15 protein-coding genes, 1 other RNA gene and 2 other annotated features are annotated in these 17,733 nt (G+C 37.1%); of the genes, 12 read left to right on the forward strand and 4 right to left on the reverse strand.

Features of this window, described 5'->3' with window-relative positions; translation table 11 throughout:
• Positions 1–403 precede the first annotated feature (403 nt).
• On the reverse strand, positions 404–655 hold the full coding sequence (locus tag LI241_RS07510) for a hypothetical protein (RefSeq protein ID WP_008688543.1): 252 nt from the start codon (positions 653–655) through the stop codon (positions 404–406).
• A 210-nt stretch (positions 656–865) separates the two neighbouring features.
• Here LI241_RS07510 and LI241_RS07515 point away from each other — a divergent pair, with 210 nt between their 5' ends.
• The 8 genes from LI241_RS07515 (at position 866) to LI241_RS07550 (ending at position 12,038) form a co-directional block, all read left to right on the forward strand.
• Positions 866–1,105, forward strand: coding sequence for a hypothetical protein (locus LI241_RS07515; RefSeq protein WP_008688542.1), 240 nt, complete (start codon positions 866–868; stop codon positions 1,103–1,105).
• Between the two features lie 64 nt (positions 1,106–1,169).
• Positions 1,170–1,375: a binding site (T-box leader), on the forward strand.
• 40 nt (positions 1,376–1,415) lie between these two features.
• Complete coding sequence (gene leuS / locus LI241_RS07520) at positions 1,416–3,815, forward strand: leucine--tRNA ligase (protein WP_008688541.1); 2,400 nt, start codon at positions 1,416–1,418, stop codon at positions 3,813–3,815.
• A 252-nt stretch (positions 3,816–4,067) separates the two neighbouring features.
• Positions 4,068–4,949, forward strand: coding sequence for a YitT family protein (locus LI241_RS07525; protein ID WP_008688540.1), 882 nt, complete (start codon positions 4,068–4,070; stop codon positions 4,947–4,949).
• A gap of 271 nt (positions 4,950–5,220) precedes the next feature.
• Positions 5,221–5,958, forward strand: a complete 738-nt coding sequence (locus LI241_RS07530; RefSeq protein ID WP_017144651.1) for a YebC/PmpR family DNA-binding transcriptional regulator — start codon at positions 5,221–5,223, stop codon at positions 5,956–5,958.
• Between the two features lie 176 nt (positions 5,959–6,134).
• Positions 6,135–6,338, forward strand: a binding site (T-box leader).
• 51 nt (positions 6,339–6,389) lie between these two features.
• Positions 6,390–7,697: a histidine--tRNA ligase gene (gene hisS / locus LI241_RS07535; RefSeq protein ID WP_008688538.1), complete on the forward strand. Its 1,308-nt coding sequence runs from the start codon at positions 6,390–6,392 to the stop codon at positions 7,695–7,697.
• Positions 7,698–7,711: 14 nt separating this feature from the next.
• Positions 7,712–9,457, forward strand: a complete 1,746-nt coding sequence (aspS, locus tag LI241_RS07540) for an aspartate--tRNA ligase (RefSeq protein ID WP_008688537.1) — start codon at positions 7,712–7,714, stop codon at positions 9,455–9,457.
• A 345-nt stretch (positions 9,458–9,802) separates the two neighbouring features.
• Positions 9,803–11,389 (forward strand): ABC transporter ATP-binding protein, encoded by a 1,587-nt coding sequence (locus LI241_RS07545; RefSeq protein WP_008688536.1) that lies wholly within the window; start codon positions 9,803–9,805, stop codon positions 11,387–11,389.
• A 112-nt stretch (positions 11,390–11,501) separates the two neighbouring features.
• On the forward strand, positions 11,502–12,038 hold the full coding sequence (locus tag LI241_RS07550; RefSeq protein WP_008688534.1) for a methylated-DNA--[protein]-cysteine S-methyltransferase: 537 nt from the start codon (positions 11,502–11,504) through the stop codon (positions 12,036–12,038).
• Position 12,039: 1 nt separating this feature from the next.
• Here LI241_RS07550 and ligD read toward each other — a convergent pair whose 3' ends face one another.
• The gene (gene ligD / locus LI241_RS07555; RefSeq protein ID WP_008688533.1) at positions 12,040–12,975 is read right to left on the reverse strand and encodes a non-homologous end-joining DNA ligase; all 936 of its coding nucleotides are present in this window, start codon (positions 12,973–12,975) and stop codon (positions 12,040–12,042) included.
• Positions 12,975–13,769, reverse strand: a complete 795-nt coding sequence (locus LI241_RS07560) for a Ku protein (RefSeq protein WP_008688532.1) — start codon at positions 13,767–13,769, stop codon at positions 12,975–12,977. Before LI241_RS07560 ends, ligD begins: the two co-directional genes overlap by 1 nt.
• A 176-nt stretch (positions 13,770–13,945) precedes the next feature.
• Here LI241_RS07560 and ssrS point away from each other — a divergent pair.
• Positions 13,946–14,128, forward strand: a non-coding RNA gene (gene ssrS / locus LI241_RS07565) — 6S RNA.
• A 76-nt stretch (positions 14,129–14,204) separates the two neighbouring features.
• Complete coding sequence (locus LI241_RS07570) at positions 14,205–14,786, forward strand: HD domain-containing protein (RefSeq protein WP_008688530.1); 582 nt, start codon at positions 14,205–14,207, stop codon at positions 14,784–14,786.
• Between the two features lie 113 nt (positions 14,787–14,899).
• Here the strand turns inward: LI241_RS07570 and LI241_RS07575 are convergent, their stop codons facing one another.
• The gene (locus LI241_RS07575) at positions 14,900–15,847 is read right to left on the reverse strand and encodes an ATP-binding protein (RefSeq protein WP_008688529.1); all 948 of its coding nucleotides are present in this window, start codon (positions 15,845–15,847) and stop codon (positions 14,900–14,902) included.
• Between the two features lie 113 nt (positions 15,848–15,960).
• Here LI241_RS07575 and truB point away from each other — a divergent pair, with 113 nt between their 5' ends.
• Both truB and ribF read left to right on the forward strand, forming a co-directional pair.
• Positions 15,961–16,791, forward strand: a complete 831-nt coding sequence (truB, locus tag LI241_RS07580; RefSeq protein ID WP_008688528.1) for a tRNA pseudouridine(55) synthase TruB — start codon at positions 15,961–15,963, stop codon at positions 16,789–16,791.
• Between the two features lie 8 nt (positions 16,792–16,799).
• A complete protein-coding gene (gene ribF / locus LI241_RS07585) occupies positions 16,800–17,732 on the forward strand; it encodes a riboflavin biosynthesis protein RibF (protein ID WP_008688527.1) in 933 nt (310 codons plus the stop codon).
• Position 17,733: the final 1 nt, after the last annotated feature.

A 17,733-nucleotide genomic window follows, 5' to 3' on the forward strand; every position in this document is an offset into this window, starting at 1 on the left:
AACTACGCCCCGAGGGATTTTCACCCTAGATATGTGGCATGCCCGCCACACATGATAAAAAAGCAGTGACAACACTGCTTTTTTATAAGATAAGATGATTTTTACAATTATAAAACGGACATTGCATAAGAAAGTGTATAGCCCAAAAGTTTTTGGAAGGGTTTACAAAAGCTTTGAAAAATGTTATTATAATCTCAGGAAATAAGTACCTTATTTCTAATATCATAATATTGGCTCTATTATGATAGAAATGGAAATGGTTTTCTTGCATTCCTTCCTTTCATTGTAAGAGATACCTTCCATATTCATATCGATTTCCTTTCGATAACCTATTTAAGAAGGACGTGGTGATGCGCGTCCTTTTTAAAAGCTATGTAAGGGAACAAGAACGTTCCCTGTAATACTACCAGCGATTGCAGTTATTCCAATTGTTGTTGCAGCCACATCCAAAATCGCCTTCGATACTACGCATGCAGTTAACAAACTGACGAGCACAACGGTTTTCTCTTGCTCTGCGGCATGCTGCATGATGAGCAATACGTTCTACTTCACGGAACAATGCATCATCATAGTTGTTGTTACAAGAGCAACAGTTACAACCTTTGTTGAAGAAGTTACCATCGTTAAAGCCTCTGTTGAAGTTACCATTACACATAAACAATTCCTCCTTTATGAGATACGTTTTTTCTTAACGTATCTTCATCAATAAGGTATGAATAGCATTGCTTGCCCATTTAGGCAATCGCTCGTACTTTTTTAAAAATGAGAAGAACGCCCGTATGAAAGATAAGGCAATCCATAATATATACCGATATAAAAATTGCTTGTTGCGCTAAGTTTATGGTATGCTGATGGTGGTGATCCTATGAGACATAAAGAACAATGGAATTTAATAGCGGCCGCATGTATATTGGTCTTGTTTGTTGTGACGATTTTCATACCGTCATTTGAGCCGTTAGCTAAGACAATCGCACTTTTGCTATATGCATTGGTTAGTATAATATCCTTACAAAAGCAAAAGAAAGAGGGAGAGGATATTCAAAAAGCAGCTATGTTTTCCCTTGCGGTTTTTCTCATTTTAGGCTATTTACTCTTTTTTGTATGATGTGAGATGAAAAAAGTCAGTGAAACATTGACAAAAACATGAAGAATTGAGTATACTAATACTCGTAAAGGCGATGAATTAAAGTAGTACCTTGGAAAATAATGCAGAGAGTCAGCTGGTTGGTGAAAAGCTGAAGTATGGAACAGGGGAACTCGTTAAGGAGCCGATAAGCACACTTATCCGTTTTACTTCGCGTTAAGAAGAAATGAAGGGCTTTTTTCCTTAAGAAAAAAGAACTAAGGTGGTACCGCGTTGAACAACGTCCTTAGAATGTTTAAGGATGTTTTTTTATTACAAAAGGAGAATGATTATGAACTATCAACACCAGAAAGTAGAGAAAAAATGGCAAACGTACTGGAAAGAGAATAAAACTTTTGCCTGTGACACACATGATTTCAGTAAGCCTAAATTTTATGTATTGGATATGTTTCCATATCCAAGTGGAAATGGTTTGCATGTTGGCCATCCAGAAGGCTATACCGCTACCGATATTTTGGCACGAATGAAACGCATGCAAGGTTACAACGTATTACATCCAATGGGATGGGATGCTTTTGGCTTGCCGGCAGAGCAATTTGCTATTCAGACAGGAAATCATCCTGCTGAATTCACAAAGAAAAACGTTGATCATTTCCGTGAACAGATTCAGTCTTTAGGTTTCTCCTATGATTGGGATCGCGAGATTTCAACGACAGATCCTGATTATTATAAATGGACCCAATGGATTTTCTTGCAGCTTTATAAGAAAGGGTTAGCATATGTTGATGAGATTCCTGTAAACTGGTGTCCTGAATTGGGGACGGTTTTAGCTAATGAAGAAGTCATTGACGGAAAGAGTGAGCGAGGTGGCTACCCAGTCATTCGTAAGCCGATGCGTCAGTGGGTCTTAAAAATCACAGAATATGCAGAGCGTCTGTTAGAAGATCTGGAGTTATGCGATTGGCCACAATCCACCAAAGAAATGCAGATCAATTGGATTGGTAAATCACAAGGCGCTAATGTTATCTTTAAGATAAAGAATACAGATAAAGAATTTACGGTATTTACGACACGCTGCGATACTTTATTTGGCGCTACTTATTGTGTTATGGCACCTGAACATCCATATGTAGATGAAATCACGACAGCTGCTCAAAAAGAGCAAATAGCTGCTTATAAGAAGACTTGTGCATCAAAGTCTGATTTAGAACGTACGGAATTAAACAAAGAGAAAACAGGTGTTTTTACTGGCGCTTATGCGATCAACCCAGTAAATGGAAAAGAAGTTCCTATTTGGATTAGTGATTATGTATTAGCAAGTTATGGAACTGGAGCAATCATGGCTGTTCCTGCACACGATACCCGTGATTATGAATTTGCTAAGAAATTTAATATCGAAATCATTCCTGTTTTAGAAGGCGGAGATATCAGCAAAGAAGCCTTCACGGAAGATGGTGTTCACGTGAATTCCGCGTTCTTAAATGGTATGGGAAAACAGGAAGCCATTGATACTATGATCAAATGGTTAGAAGAACATCATTGTGGTTGTGCAAAGACAACATATAAATTACGTGATTGGCTGTTTTCTCGTCAGCGTTACTGGGGAGAGCCAATTCCTATTATCCATATGGAAGATGGTACGACACGCACGGTTGATATTGATGAACTGCCACTTGAATTACCAGAAACTAAGATTTTCAAACCAAATGCAAATGGCGAATCACCATTAGCACATTGCGAAGATTGGTTGAATGTCGAAATCGATGGTGTTAAAGGAAAACGCGAAACCAATACGATGCCACAATGGGCTGGCAGCTGTTGGTATTATCTGCGTTATATTGATCCTAAAAATCATGAAGCAATTGCAGATGAAAAACTATTAGAACATTGGTTGCCAGTAGATTTATATGTCGGTGGTGCTGAACATGCGGTATTACACTTATTATATGCACGCTTCTGGCATAAAGTATTGTATGACTGCGGTGTTGTAAAAACCAAAGAACCTTTCCAAAAATTATTCCATCAGGGAATGATCTTAGGAGAAAATAACGAAAAAATGTCAAAATCGCGTGGAAATGTTGTAAATCCAGATGATATCGTTGAAAGCCATGGTGCTGATGCGCTGCGTGTATATGAAATGTTTATGGGGCCACTTGAAGCTGCTTTGCCTTGGAGTACGACCGGATTGGATGGTTCTCGTAAATGGTTGGAACGTGTTTGGCGCTTATATACCGAACAAAATAAATTAGCAAAAGAGAATGATGGAAAATTAGATAAGGTCTATCATGCAACTGTAAAAAAGGTAACACATGACGTCGAAACCTTGAACTTAAATACAGCGATTTCACAAATGATGATTTTTATCAATGAATGCTATAAAGCAGATACTATTTATGAAGAATATGCAAAAGGTTTCTTAAAAATGTTTGCATGTTTTGCTCCACATATGGGGGAAGAAATCTGGCAGGATGTCTTCCATGGAGAACAAACTATTGCATATGAACCTTGGCCGACATATGACGAAAGTAAATTGATTGAAAGTGAAGTTGAAATCATCGTTCAGGTGAATGGTAAATTGCGTGGTAAATTTAAGATTGCAGCGGATGCGAATGAGGATGCTATTAAAGAAGAGGCATTACAGTTAACGAGTGTGAAAGCACAATTAGAAGGTAAAACCATTCGTAAGATCATTGTTGTAAAAGGTAAAGTTGTGAATATCGTTGCAAATTAATTTCATGAGAAACCATATGGGTCATCCGATGGTTTCTTTTTTTGCATGTAAACGATTCATTATATAAATAGCTTATGCTATCCTTATCGAAGAAGAGGTTCACATATCGCTTGCTTTTAGTCTTTCCATGGGGATGTCTTAGAAAATGACAAGTCGACTTGTCACATAGAAACAAGCATCTTAAGCTTTTTTGTAAGCGTTAAATCTGTTACAATAAAGATAATAAATAAGCTTTAAAGAGCAGGTGATAGGATGAATAAAAAAATTGCTATACTAAAACGCAAAAAAGCGATACGTAATCTGATTACATTGTTGGCAGTCATCACGTCTGCTTTGCTGCAGACCTTTGTTATTCAATCTATGATTCGTCCTGCTAATATGTTATCTAGTGGATTTACCGGCGTTGCAATCTTAATTGACAAAATTGCAGCATTATATGGTGGTTCTATATCTACCTCAATCGCTATTATCATGTTAAATGTACCAGTTGCCCTTTTATGTTATAAAAGTATTTCGGCAAGATTCACATTCTTCTCTTGTATTCAATTTGCCTGTACAAGTCTCTTTCTACAAGTGATGAATTTTCAGCCAATGTTTCATGATATCGTATTAAATGTTATTTTTGGTGGGTTCCTTTATGGAATCGGTACTACTCTGGCATTAAAAGGCAATGCTTCCACCGGTGGAACTGATTTTATAGCCTTGTTTGTGTCGAATCGTTTAGGCAAATCCATATGGTCCTATGTGTTCCTCTTTAATGCGGCTATCTTATGTATCTTTGGTTCTATGTTTGGTTGGATTTATGCCGGATATTCAATTATATTTCAATTTATCTCAACAAAGACAATTGATGCTTTCCACCACCGTTATGAACGTGTTACCTTGGAAATTCTCACAAGTGATGCAGAAAGTGTTGTAGATACGTATGTAGATCATTTTCGCCATGGCATTACCTGTGTACAAGGATATGGGGGCTTTTCACACAAAAAGATTTATATCCTACATACTGTTGTCTCTACGTACGAAGTTGCTGATATCATTGAATTACTTAAACAAACTGATGAACGAATTATAGTTAATGTTATGCGTACAGAACAATTTTTTGGTAATTTTTATCAAAAGCCTTTTGAATGATGAATCATCGTACGCTAATTGATTTACGTAACATCAACATGGTTCTAGGAAGACTTTTATTTGGCACTTGTTGAACTGTAATAACACTAATTCTCGGGTTTAGCTAATCGCTATGAATCGTATTACACGAAATGGTTTTGATGGAAAATGCTTACAAGCAAGCAAAGCGTGATACGCAACAAAGGCTTGTTTCATGCGTCGATCAGGATTTTCTTGCGTTAAAAAGCATATGTATGCTATACTATATGAGGAAATTTGGAAGGTGATAAAAATGGGTAGACATTTTGAAGTGCGCGCCGCTTCCATGGCTAAGACGGCTGCAGCAAAAGCAAAGAAATATTCTCGTTATGGTAAAGAAATTTTAGTAGCAGCAAAATCAGGTGTGCCTGATCCGGAAATGAATGCTGCATTAAAAAAAGTAATTGAACGTGCAAAAGCAAATCAGGTTCCTGCTGATGTTATTAAGCGTGCCATTGACAAAGCAAAAGGTGGTACCAATGAAAACTATGCACCTGCTACATATGAAGGATTCGGCTCTGGTGGAGCTGCAACCATCATTATTGACTGCTTAACAGATAATGCAAATCGTACGATTGCCGATTTACGTGCATGCTTTAATAAATCACATGCGAAATTAGGTGTGAGTGGCTGTGTATCTTTCAATTATGAGCATGTTGGATTGATTTCCATTGCTTATGAAGATGAAGAGGCAATAATGGATGCTTTGATCATGGCGGAAGTTGATTTAAAAGATATTGAAGTAGAAGATGGGCAAATGACAATTACGGTAGAGCCTACAGACTTAAATAAAGCTCAGGATGCAATTGCCGAACTGATTCCTGATGTAAACTTTGATATCATGGAAGATACGATGTTGCCTAATGAGTATGTTGAACTGGAAGGTGAAGATTTGAAACTGTTCCAGCGATTGGTAACGTTACTGGATGATGTTGATGATGTACAGCAGGTATATCACAATGTTCGTAACATTAATGATCCTGTTGAATAAGAAATAGCGATAAGCGATACTTTATGGTATGACCAACCTGAGTATCGCTTTTATCATATGTAGCCATTGTTGTTTTGTTTGTTCAGATAGATAAGAAAAATCATTTATTCTCTTAAAGAAATCGTTTTTTTGTTTTACTTCTAATTGACAAACTTCGCTAAGATGGGTAAACTATAAGTAATCCGATGAAAAAGAGGCTTATCATAAAGTAAGTTACAGAGAAAAAGACATTAGCTGAGAGTCTTTGCGATGCATTTATGTTAAGGGACACTTTGGAGGAATTATCAGGAAATGGATAATCGTATGACCGCGTTAAGGTGTTAAGCAGCATTTCAATTCGAGATGAAAAAAGGTGGCACCGCGTGGAATACGTCCTTTGTGAGGGCGTTTTTTTATGCTTATGAAGATGATAAATGAATGGAGGAATGACTATGCGTTATCAGGTACCAAGAGGAACACAGGATATCCTGCCTAAGGATATTAGCAAATGGCACAAGCTGGAAGATATGATTCGTCAATTCTGCTATGTGTATAACTACGATGAAATTCGTACCCCAATTTTTGAACATACAAATGTCTTTAAACGAGGCAATGATTCCAGTGATATGGTGAATAAGGAAATGTATACCTTCCAGCTGGAAAACAGTGCAACCTCATTGACCCTACGCCCTGAAGGAACAGCAGGTGTAGCCAGAGCCTTTGTGGAACATAAGATGTTTGGCAATGCGGATCTACCAGTAAAGATGTACTATGTAGGTCCACAGTGTCGTCATGAACGTCCACAAAAGGGAAGAATGCGTATCTTTCATCAATTTGGTGTAGAAGTGATTGGCGCAAAAAGTCCAATGTTGGATGTTGAAACGATTGCTTTAGGTTGGAGCTTTGTATCCGCATTAGGATTAAAGGATATGAAAGTGTTGATCAACACTTTAGGTGATGATGAATCCCGTGCTGCATATCGCGCCGCTTTAAAGGAACACTTTAAAAACGATATTGATACCATGTGTGCGGATTGTAAGCGTCGTTATGAACAAAATCCTTTACGTATCTTAGATTGCAAGGTGGATCATGATAAAGATATTATGAAGACAGCACCTAAGATGGAAGATTATCTAAATGATGCCAGCAAACAATATTTCAAGGAAGTCTTAGAAGGCTTAGATGCTTTGGGTATTCCTTATGAAGTAGATGATCGTTTGGTTCGTGGCTTGGATTATTATACACATACAGTATTTGAAGTTGTATCCGTTAATAAGGAAATGGGCGCCCAATCTACGGTATTTGCCGGTGGCCGTTATGATGGCTTGGTAGAGTATTTCGGTGGTCCGGAAGGAATGAGTGGCATTGGCTGGGCAATGGGATTGGAACGTTTGATCATTGCTTGTGAGGCAGAAGGCATTACTCTTGATGAGGAAGATGGATTAGATGCGTATGTCCTTTGTTTAGCAGATAGCGTACATAAGGAAGTTTTGGCGATTACGACCGAATTGCGAGCAAATGGCTATCGCACAGATACAGATTACTTAGGTAGAAGCTTTAAAGCACAATTTAAAACCGTCGATCGCAAACATGCACGATGCGCGATTTTAATCGGGGATAGTGAAGTAGCAAATGGTACCGTGAATATCAAAGATGTAAAAACGCAACAGCAGTATACAGTCCCAATGGAAGAATTGATCCCAACGATGGATCGTATCTTTGGCAACGTTGGCTGTGGTGAAATTAATGAAGAAGAATAGGAAGGAAATCGCATATGGAGAGAACACATACAAATGGAGAACTACGTTTAAGTGATACTGGAAAAGAAGTTACTTTGCTGGGCTGGGTAGCCAAACGTCGTAACTTCGGAGCCTTGGTTTTTATTGATTTACGTGATCGTACAGGAATCACACAGCTGGTTTTTGATGAAACACTGGCTGAGCAAATTAAGGATGTGCGAAATGAATATATCTTACAAGTAAGTGGTACGGTCTTAGAACGAAAAGACAAGAATCCAAAACTTGCGACTGGAGATATTGAAGTTAAAGTAAATGAGGTCAGCATCATCAATAGTGCCGAAACAACTCCTATCATCGTAGCCGATGATACAGATGCTTTGGAAGACACTCGTTTAAAGTATCGCTATTTAGATTTACGTCGTCCAATCATGCAAAACAAATTAATGATGCGTCATAAGATTACCCACAGCATGCGTGAATATTTAGATAGCAAAGATTTCATTGAGATTGAAACACCAATGTTGGGAAGAAGTACACCAGAAGGTGCTCGTGATTATTTGGTACCAAGTCGTGTGCATCCGGGAAGTTTTTATGCACTCCCACAATCTCCGCAGCTCTATAAGCAATTATTGATGGTATCAGGCTTTGAACGTTATTATCAGTTTGCCAGATGCTTCCGTGATGAAGATTTACGAGCAGACCGTCAAACAGATTTTACACAAGTTGACTTAGAAACCAGTTTTTTAAGCGATGTGGAAATTCAGACGATGATGGAAGAAATGCTGCAAAAGCTGATGAAAGATGTAAAAGGCATGGATATCAGCATTCCATTCCCAAGATTAACATGGGAAGAAGCCATGAATCGTTATGGTAGTGATAAGCCAGATAACCGCTTTGCCATGGAATTGCAGGATATCACAGAGCTGTTCATTAATTGTGGCTTTAAAGTATTCCAGGATTGTATTGCAAATGCCGGCAGCATCAAAGCGGTAGTTGTCCCTGATAAAGCAAGCATGACGCGTAAAGAGATTGATAAGATTACCGAACTTGCGAAAAAGAATGGCGCAAAAGGCTTAGTAACTTTGAAATATCTCAATGGTGAAGTGAGTGGCCCTATCGTTAAGTTCTTATCTGAAGATGAAATTCATGCTTTGATTGAGCGATTAACCTTGAAAGAAAATGATTTAGTGTTGATTGTTTCAGATAAATGGAGAATTACATGTGAAGTCTTAGGTGCTTTACGTAATCATTTTGGATCCCTATTAGGGTTAAAGAAAAAAGATGAATTCTCTTACTTATGGGTTACCGATTTCCCAATGTTTGAGTACAGCGAAGAAGATGGACGTTGGTATGCAATGCATCATCCATTCACACGTCCACGTGATGAGGATATGCAATACATTGATACCGATCCAGGTAAAGTCCATGCGATTGCCTATGATGTTGTGTTAAATGGCTATGAATTAGGTGGAGGTTCTTTACGAATCTATGATGGAGCTATGCAGGATAAAATGTTTGAGGTACTTGGCTTTACAGAAGAAAAGATTCAAGAGAACTTTGGATGGTTCGTTGATGCATTAAAATATGGAACACCTCCACATGGTGGATTGGCATTTGGACTTGATCGTATCGCAATGATCTTATCTGAGAGCGACTCTATCCGTGATGTTATAGCATTCCCTAAAAATGCAAACGCAAAATGTCCAATGAGTGATGCACCTACACCAGTCGATGAAGAACAGTTGCAGGAGTTGCATATTACCATTACTGAAAAAGAGTAATAGAAGCGGATTAGGTAGTTTTAACTTATATAAGGAACAAACAACATGGATAAAATCGTGTGTAGTGACCTTAAAAAGTAGGACACATTACATGAAACTGTATTTCATAAGGATTGTTGTCTATATGCAAATAGACGCAATCCTTTTCTTTATGCAGTACTTTCCGTTATTATAGTATGCAATAGCTTCTATTATTACTGGTTAAATCGTTAAAGTTTTTTGAATGTTTGTTAGCTTTACTTAAACTAGATTAGGGTAATTACTCAAACAAGAATACACACATTCAGTTGCATTTAATGACTTTTCTGTTATAGTTTTAAATAAGAAAAAAGGCGGAGAGTTATCATGCATACAGAATCGGTAATAAAAATGTTAATTGCCTCTTTAACAAAAGGCATACGCGGAAAACTCATTTTCCTCTTATTTATCACTATCATTGTGCAATCGCAGAATGTGTTAATATCTTATGTAATGGGAATTATTGTTGATGGTTTGACATCTATGAAGTTCTCATGGGTATTACAAGTATTAGTCTTTGTGTGTATCCTAATCATTGCGATCACTGCACTTTCTACCCTACAAGCATATATCTCAAGCCACTTACAGTTTTCTTATCAACACAAGCTAAAAGAGCTTATCTATGAACATTTGTTTCGGGTAAAACTGAGTTCTCTAACAGAATCTGTTAGTGCCATCTGCGAGAAGATAGATACGGATACTTTAACTTGTGCTAACTACGTTATGGAAGATAAGCTACAAGTATATATTGACGCTGTTTTAGCATTTTTGATTACGGGTATTCTGTTTTTTGTAGATTGGCAAATTTGTCTTTTGGTACTACTGCTTGCAATTTTTAATATTGGTATATACATGATTAGCTATCAGAAGATGTTTCGCATCCACAAAGCTGAGAAGGATGCACAAACGGCGTCTTTCTCACGTGAAGTGATGTGGATGGGGCGGGGGAAACTTGTGCGATTAGAACATCTTTATGCTAACGTAAAAAAAGATATACATGCAATTTATACGACATGTGAAAAAGCAATGAAACATAGTTTGAATGTTTCATCCGCTTATAATTTCATATGTTCCATGATATCCAGCTTATCCTTAATTTTAATCATCTATCTTTCATTAAAGCGAATACAAGTTGGCGAAATTACCGTTGGTGAATTTGTTGTGGCATTTAATTTTTTCAATATGTTGGTTACGTATATATCCTCTATTTTAAATTTTGGATCGAAAAAACAGGAAATGCATATTGCGATAACGCGCTTAGATACTCTTATGGATTTAGAAGAGGAGTCTGAGGAGGGTATCAGATTAGATAGCGTTCATGATATTACCATAAAAAATTTAACCATATTCTATGGGGATAAGAAGATTGTAAAACATCTGACTTGTAAATTTAAGCAAGGAAATAGCTATGTAATCAAAGGAGCAAATGGTGCCGGTAAAAGTTCTCTTTTAGATGTATTGAGTGGCTTTCAAGCATATGAAGCAGAGGCTTTTCTAATCAATGATATTCCTTTTTCAGAACTGCAAGTATATCATTATCGAAAAAATTGTATCTCCTATGCACTTCAACAGCCATATGTTATACAGGACACCGTATTGAATAACATCAATTTTGGACAGTCTCGAAATACTACGATGCTCTTTCGTTTAGATAGTCTTAACAACCGCGATATTCATGAAGATAACATCTCCCAAGGAGAAAAGCGTAAAATTGTTTTAAATAGAGCTTTTGTTAAAGATGTTTCACTTTATTTATTAGATGAACCTGAGTCTTTTTTAGATGCTGACGCGAAAAAGAAAGTAATCGATTTTCTTATGATGAAGAAGAGTGATCGTATGATCATTATTGTATCTCATGATAAAGATATCATACAATGCGCTGATGAAGTTATTGATCTAGAAGAATCAAGATAATGGAAAATCTTAACACTTAGAAAATGTTTACTAAACAATTAAGTTTTTTGTTATATGCACCTGTGTTATCCTGTGTTATAGTGAAATAGAAAAAGCAGATGGAGGATTGTTTATGGAATATAAGTGTTTTTATGAATCTGCCATGGGAAGAATTGTTCTAACGAGTGATGGAGAAAACTTAACAGGTTTATGGTTTACTACTTCAAGATTTAGCGAGTTATGTGAAATAGAAAAAGAGCAATTCCATGAAGAACTGCCCGTTTTTCATAAGACACGTAGGTGGTTAGATGCTTATTTTAAAGGTCAAAATCCTAAAATCGATATACCTATGCGATTGAGTGGAAGTGCTTTTTGCTTACGGGTGTGGGAGATTTTAAAAACCATTCCCTATGGACAAACCATAACGTATGGAGATATAGCAAAGCAAATAGCAGCAGAACAAGGGAAAGCGAAAATGTCAGCCCAAGCGGTTGGTTATGCGGTTGGTCATAATCCAATTTCTATCATTATCCCTTGTCATCGCGTCGTAGGCGCAAAAGGAAATCTTACAGGATATGGTGGGGGATTAGATAAGAAAATACAGCTTCTTACATTAGAAAACGTAGCGATGGATGCCTTTTACCGACCAAAGAAGGGAACGGCATTATAAGTTAGTGTTCTTGTAATTGATGCATTAGACATTCGATAGGTTGCTTATCCTCACGAAAGCCTTTAAATACTGGCTGACGCATACCTCCGCTTTGTGTGTATTCCATAAATTTCACAGTGCCACATAAAAACGGCGATATCCAAGTGGCGTCCTCATTGCCATCTGGCAGGACAGAAAAAGGGCAAGGAATCGTGTCTTTGATATGGGCAAATAAATAATCTTTGGATACACCCATGGTAACATGCCCACAATATTGCAGTTTTTGGTTATCATAAGCAGCTAGCACTAAGGAGAGCATGGCATGTTCTTTGGGAATATAACCAACAACAGCAAAATCGGCTTCCAATAGATGTTTGCATTTGATCCATTCTTTTGTGCGCTTGCTTGGTTGATACAGACTTTCTTTACGCTTTGCGACGATTCCTTCCAGTTGTTGTTGCTTCGTTAAAGCAAACAAAGCTTTTCCTTCTTGTTCAATGTAACGAGAGATATTACAGATAGGGGATTCTTTAATGTTCTTTTCAAGCAATTTTTTTCGTTCCATCAAAGGCTTTTGACAAAGATCTTCACCATCAAGATTTAAAATATCAAAAGCAGTGAAGACAGCAGGAAACTTTTTACTATGTTGACGTATACGAAAAGGATCACTTGTAAGAGTTCTTCTTTGAATGGCGAAAAAATCACTTTTTCCATCTTGAAAAACATGCAATTCTCCATCGATCACACAAGGCTTCTTTGCTTGTTTATATAAACTTTTTAGTTCAGGAAACTTAGAATTTAATTTTAGATGACGTTTATTGATAAGTTCTACATGATCTTTATAAAGATAAGCTAAACAACGAACACCATCCATTTTAATCTCGTAAATATATGCATCATCGTCAAATGGAGGCTGTTCTGTTCCGATTAACATGGGATCGTATAAGGGAAATTGCATTAGTGACGCACCCGTTTCCGCTTGGTTTTCGGCTTCGTGGCTTCAATGGATTGTTTTAAGGCTTCCATAAGATCAATTGGAGTTTTATGATCTTCCTTACGATCGCTGCTGTGCAATATTTGATGACCATCGATCTTTTCTTCAATTGCATTGCGTAAGCGCTCTTGAAATTCATCATGATACGTTTCTGGTTCAAATGGTTTGCTCATGGATGTTATCAATTGTTTTGCCATGTTCAACTCAGCTTTATCAATATCCGGGTGCAGAATGGTTTTGGGATTCTCGACTAATTCTTCTTCATAGAAAAGGGTCTTGACGATAATTTCTTCATCGCTTGGGCAAAGAGCCAGCAGCGTTTCTTTAGTGCCAATAACCGTTTTAGCAACTGCAACAACATTTTCTTCCTGCATGGCTTTACGTAGCAATTCATATGCTTTTTCGGCATGTTTCTCAGGAACGGCATAATAATTCTTTTCATAATATAAATCATTGATATTGGCTAAAGAAGTGAAATGTTGAATCTGGATCGTACGATCTTTTTCAACTTTTAACTTTTCAATCTCATCGTTCGTCATGATGACATATTTATCCTTTTCATATTGATAGCCTTTTACAATATCTTCACTTTTTAATTCTTTGTCACAATTAGGACAATATTTTTTATATTTTACGCGTTCATGGGTATCTTTACAAAGTTGATTAAAGGATATAGCTGTATCCTGTGTTGTTCGATACAGTTGTATAGGGATATGAACAAGTCCAAAAGATATAGCTCCTTTATGTGCAACAGCCATGGTATCACCTCAAGGCTATTATGGCTGTTTCGGATAGTATCATTCTTATCATTATGAAATATACTTTGGTAAACTATTGTATATGATATGATTAGAAGCGTTAAAGAGGATTCTAAAGTATCCAATTTAATGGAACGCCTAAAAAAATAAAGTCAAGAGTATTATTTCAAAAGTTATCTGCTATACTATATGTGTCCGGAGGGTATAAATTTTTCCTACGCTTAGAGATAAGGGAGATCGGATGTTGTTAGATGGTGTTGAATACCTGCTACGTGTAGGGATCCTAATGTCTAACGCAGATCACCCACCTGTATATACAGGGAAAGATCTCTCCCTTCGGACGTATATGAGAAATTGACAGATGAGCAATCATCTGTTTTTCTTTTCGCTTTATTTCATGCTATACTAATTGTAAGAATAAAGGAGAAGATAATTATGGATGCAAAAGAACGTTTTATAAGCTTATATCAAGAACATATTCATCGTGACGGAAGTGATAAGCTATTAGAGTATTTATTACATCATAGTGATTTTTTTACAGCTCCTGCCAGCACTAGATTTCATGGCTCTCATGCGCAAGGATTAGTTGAACATTGCTTGAATGTATATGATTGCTTAAAAGATTACTTAGCTAGATCACGCAGTAAAGAAGTCTATCACATGGAGTATAATGAAGAGACAATTGCAATTGTTGCATTATTGCATGATATCTGCAAAGTGAATTGTTATAAAGAAAGTACACGGAATGTTAAAGTAAATGGAGCATGGACACAAGTTCCATATTATGAATTTGATGATCAGCTGCCGTATGGACACGGTGAAAAAAGTGTATATATCATTACAGGTTTTATGCGATTAAGCAGGGAAGAAGCCTTTGCCATTCGTTATCATATGGGATTTAGTGGAAATGATGATGCACGTGGTGTAGGTTACTCCTTTGAACATTTCCCTTTGTCGTTTGCTTTAAGCACTGCGGATATGGAGGCTACTTATTTCTTAGAAAGTGAAACGGTATAAGTTATCAAAATATGTAAGATTGTTTTGCGTAGGGCAAGTAACATTATAGTATATATAAAAAGACGATTAGAAAAGGTTCTGTGAAATTCTCCAGGACAATGCGTGATCGTCTTTTATTTTGCATATTTGGCAATAATTTCTTGGAAGGTTGTTGTATGATGCAGCAATGCTTCTTTTTCATCATCGCTAATTTTTAGCTTGCGCAGCATCGCTGGGTTTTCTTGGGGATGATAACAGAGAAAAGTTTTATGGCCTCGTTGTAATAGGGTGTTATCCTGCTCTTGCAGTAATACGATTGGTTTGCGGGCTTCTTCTTTTATGCGTTTGTGATCATCTTCGCGTTTCCATAAACATAACTGCTCTTCATTATACAGCATACGGATAAAATTTTTCTTAGCCATCGGGTATTGTTCATAAAAATGATTTAACATATCTTTCATCGCCTGACGTTCCGTGTAACCATCATTGGGGCAGGTACTTTTTACAAAGGGAATATCGTTTAACATTTGGGCATTCAAAATATCATTTTCATGCGCATAGATCAGCGGACGGATAAAGGTGATATCATCATTTGATAAATGCATTTTAGGCAAGAAGGTGGCTAGTTTACCGCCATGAATTGCATTCATTAATAAGGTTTCTATAGCATCATCACTGTGATGACCAAAGGCAACTTTATTACAATGTAGATCTTTTGCGGCTTGGTTAACGGTAGCTTTTTTGAACTTGGAGCATAAACTGCAGCGGATACGACCATTTTTATCTAAATTACGTTTTAATATTTCATAAACCTTGGAATCAATCTGATGGAATTCAATACCAAGGCGCTCACAAAATTGTGTCACTTCTTGAAATTCCATGTTAGGAAAGCCGAGTTTAATATGGATACCGACAACTTCAAATCGACGATCGCAAAATTTTGCATACATATGTAATGCAGTTAATAATACCATGCTGTCTTTTCCGCCACTCACTCCAACGCCAATACGATCACCATCTTGTATTAAGCCATAGTCCTGATCCGCTTTACGAATATCCCCAAGTATCTTATGTAATTTCATCCTTATCACGCTCTTTCTCAAATCTGTATCATTATACATGATTTTTTCGCTCTTTCACAGGCTAACCACAAGAAATTCTTGATTTTTATGTTATAATGATACACGGTGATGACATGGATGGTATTTTATTGATAAATAAAGAAGCAGGGATGACTTCTCACGATGTGGTTGCACAGTTGAGAAAGATCCTTCATATAAAGAAAATCGGTCACAGTGGTACATTAGACCCTAATGCGACCGGTGTCTTGCTCGTGTTGGTTGGCAGAGCTTGTAAAGTATTACCGTTTTTAGCAGATACGGATAAAGAATATATCGCAAGCATGGAATTGGGCAAGAAAACCATTAGTGATGATATTTGGGAAGAGGTTTTGGATGAAAAACCGGTTATACCAATTAAAGATTTGCAAAAAGAACTTGATAAATTTCGCGGTGTGATTGAACAGGTCCCTCCAATGATTTCAAGTATTAAAGTTAATGGAAAAAAGCTTTATGAATATGCTCGTAATCATGAGCATGTGATACGCCCGGTAAGAAGCGTGGAAATTTATGATATTCAAGCACTTGATGAGGCAAAACTACAATTTAGGGTAAGTTGTAGCAGTGGCACGTATGTACGTTCATTGTGCCATGATATTGCCGAAAACACAGGAAACTATGGATGTATGTCTTCTTTGATCCGCACGCGTGTTGGGCGATTTAGCATACAGGATTGTGTGACGTTAGATGATGTGAAAAAAGGCGAGTTTATCTTACACCCTATAAAGGACGTGTTGGATCATTACACAAGTGTTCCTTATACACCAATTTCAGATATTTATAATGGAAAACATATACGTTTACAATGTGAGGATAATCGCTTGGCAATTTTAGATAAAGGTGATGTCATAGCTTTATATGAACGTGATCATGGCGATGTCTTTCGTTGTATTCGCGGATTGTGGTAGGTGAAATTATGGAAATATTACGATTTAATATACATACACCCATAGAATGCCGGGAACGTATAACGGCTTGTATCGGGTATTTTGACGGTTTACATCTAGGTCACCAACAGTTGGTAAAACGGGTGCTGGAAATAGCTGAAAAAACCCATACCATTCCAGCGCTGATTACCTTTGATCCAGATCCCTGGGTCGTATTGAAAAAATTGCACAATATTCCCCATATTACACCGATGAATCATCGACAAGATATTGGCGCAAAACTGGGGATCCAGAAATGGATCATACTTGATTTTCAAAAGGATATGGCGCAACTTAGCTATGAACAATTTCATGAGCTTGTCTTAAAACCATTGCATATTGAAACATTAGTATGTGGTTATGATTTTCATTACGCCAATCGTGGAGAAGGCAGTGTAAAAACGTTACAGGCTCAGCATTTTTTTAAAGTAGAGGTCGTTGAAGAAATCGCCAGTGCCAATGAGAAAATTAGTTCAACTCGTATAGAACAATCCATAAAACGTGGTGAAATGGAAGAAACGGCAGATATTATGGGGCGCTTTTATGAAATGCGAGGTATTGTGAAAAGTGGTAATCGAGTTGGACGCAAGTATGGTTTTCCTACAGCGAATCTTAAAACACAGGGTGAATATATCATGCCAAAGCAGGGTGTTTATATTGGAAGTGTGTTTGTATTAGATACCTGGTGGATGGCGATTATTAATGTCGGACATAATCCAAGCTTTAATTATCAGCAAAACACATCGATTGAAGCATATTTACTTGATTTTGATAAAATGATTTATGATAAAACGGTTACATTCAGATTTCATCGTTTTTTACGCGAAGAGCAGAAATTTGCCGGCATGCAGGAGTTAAAAGAGCAGTTGCTCAAAGACTGTGATCGTGCCAGAAACTATTTTAGGCAAAGAAAGGAAGGATAGC

The sequence above is a fragment of the Longicatena sp. 210702-DFI.1.196 genome, assembly GCF_020563125.1.
In the GTDB taxonomy this organism is placed as follows: domain Bacteria; phylum Bacillota_I; class Bacilli_A; order Erysipelotrichales; family Erysipelotrichaceae; genus Longicatena; species Longicatena caecimuris.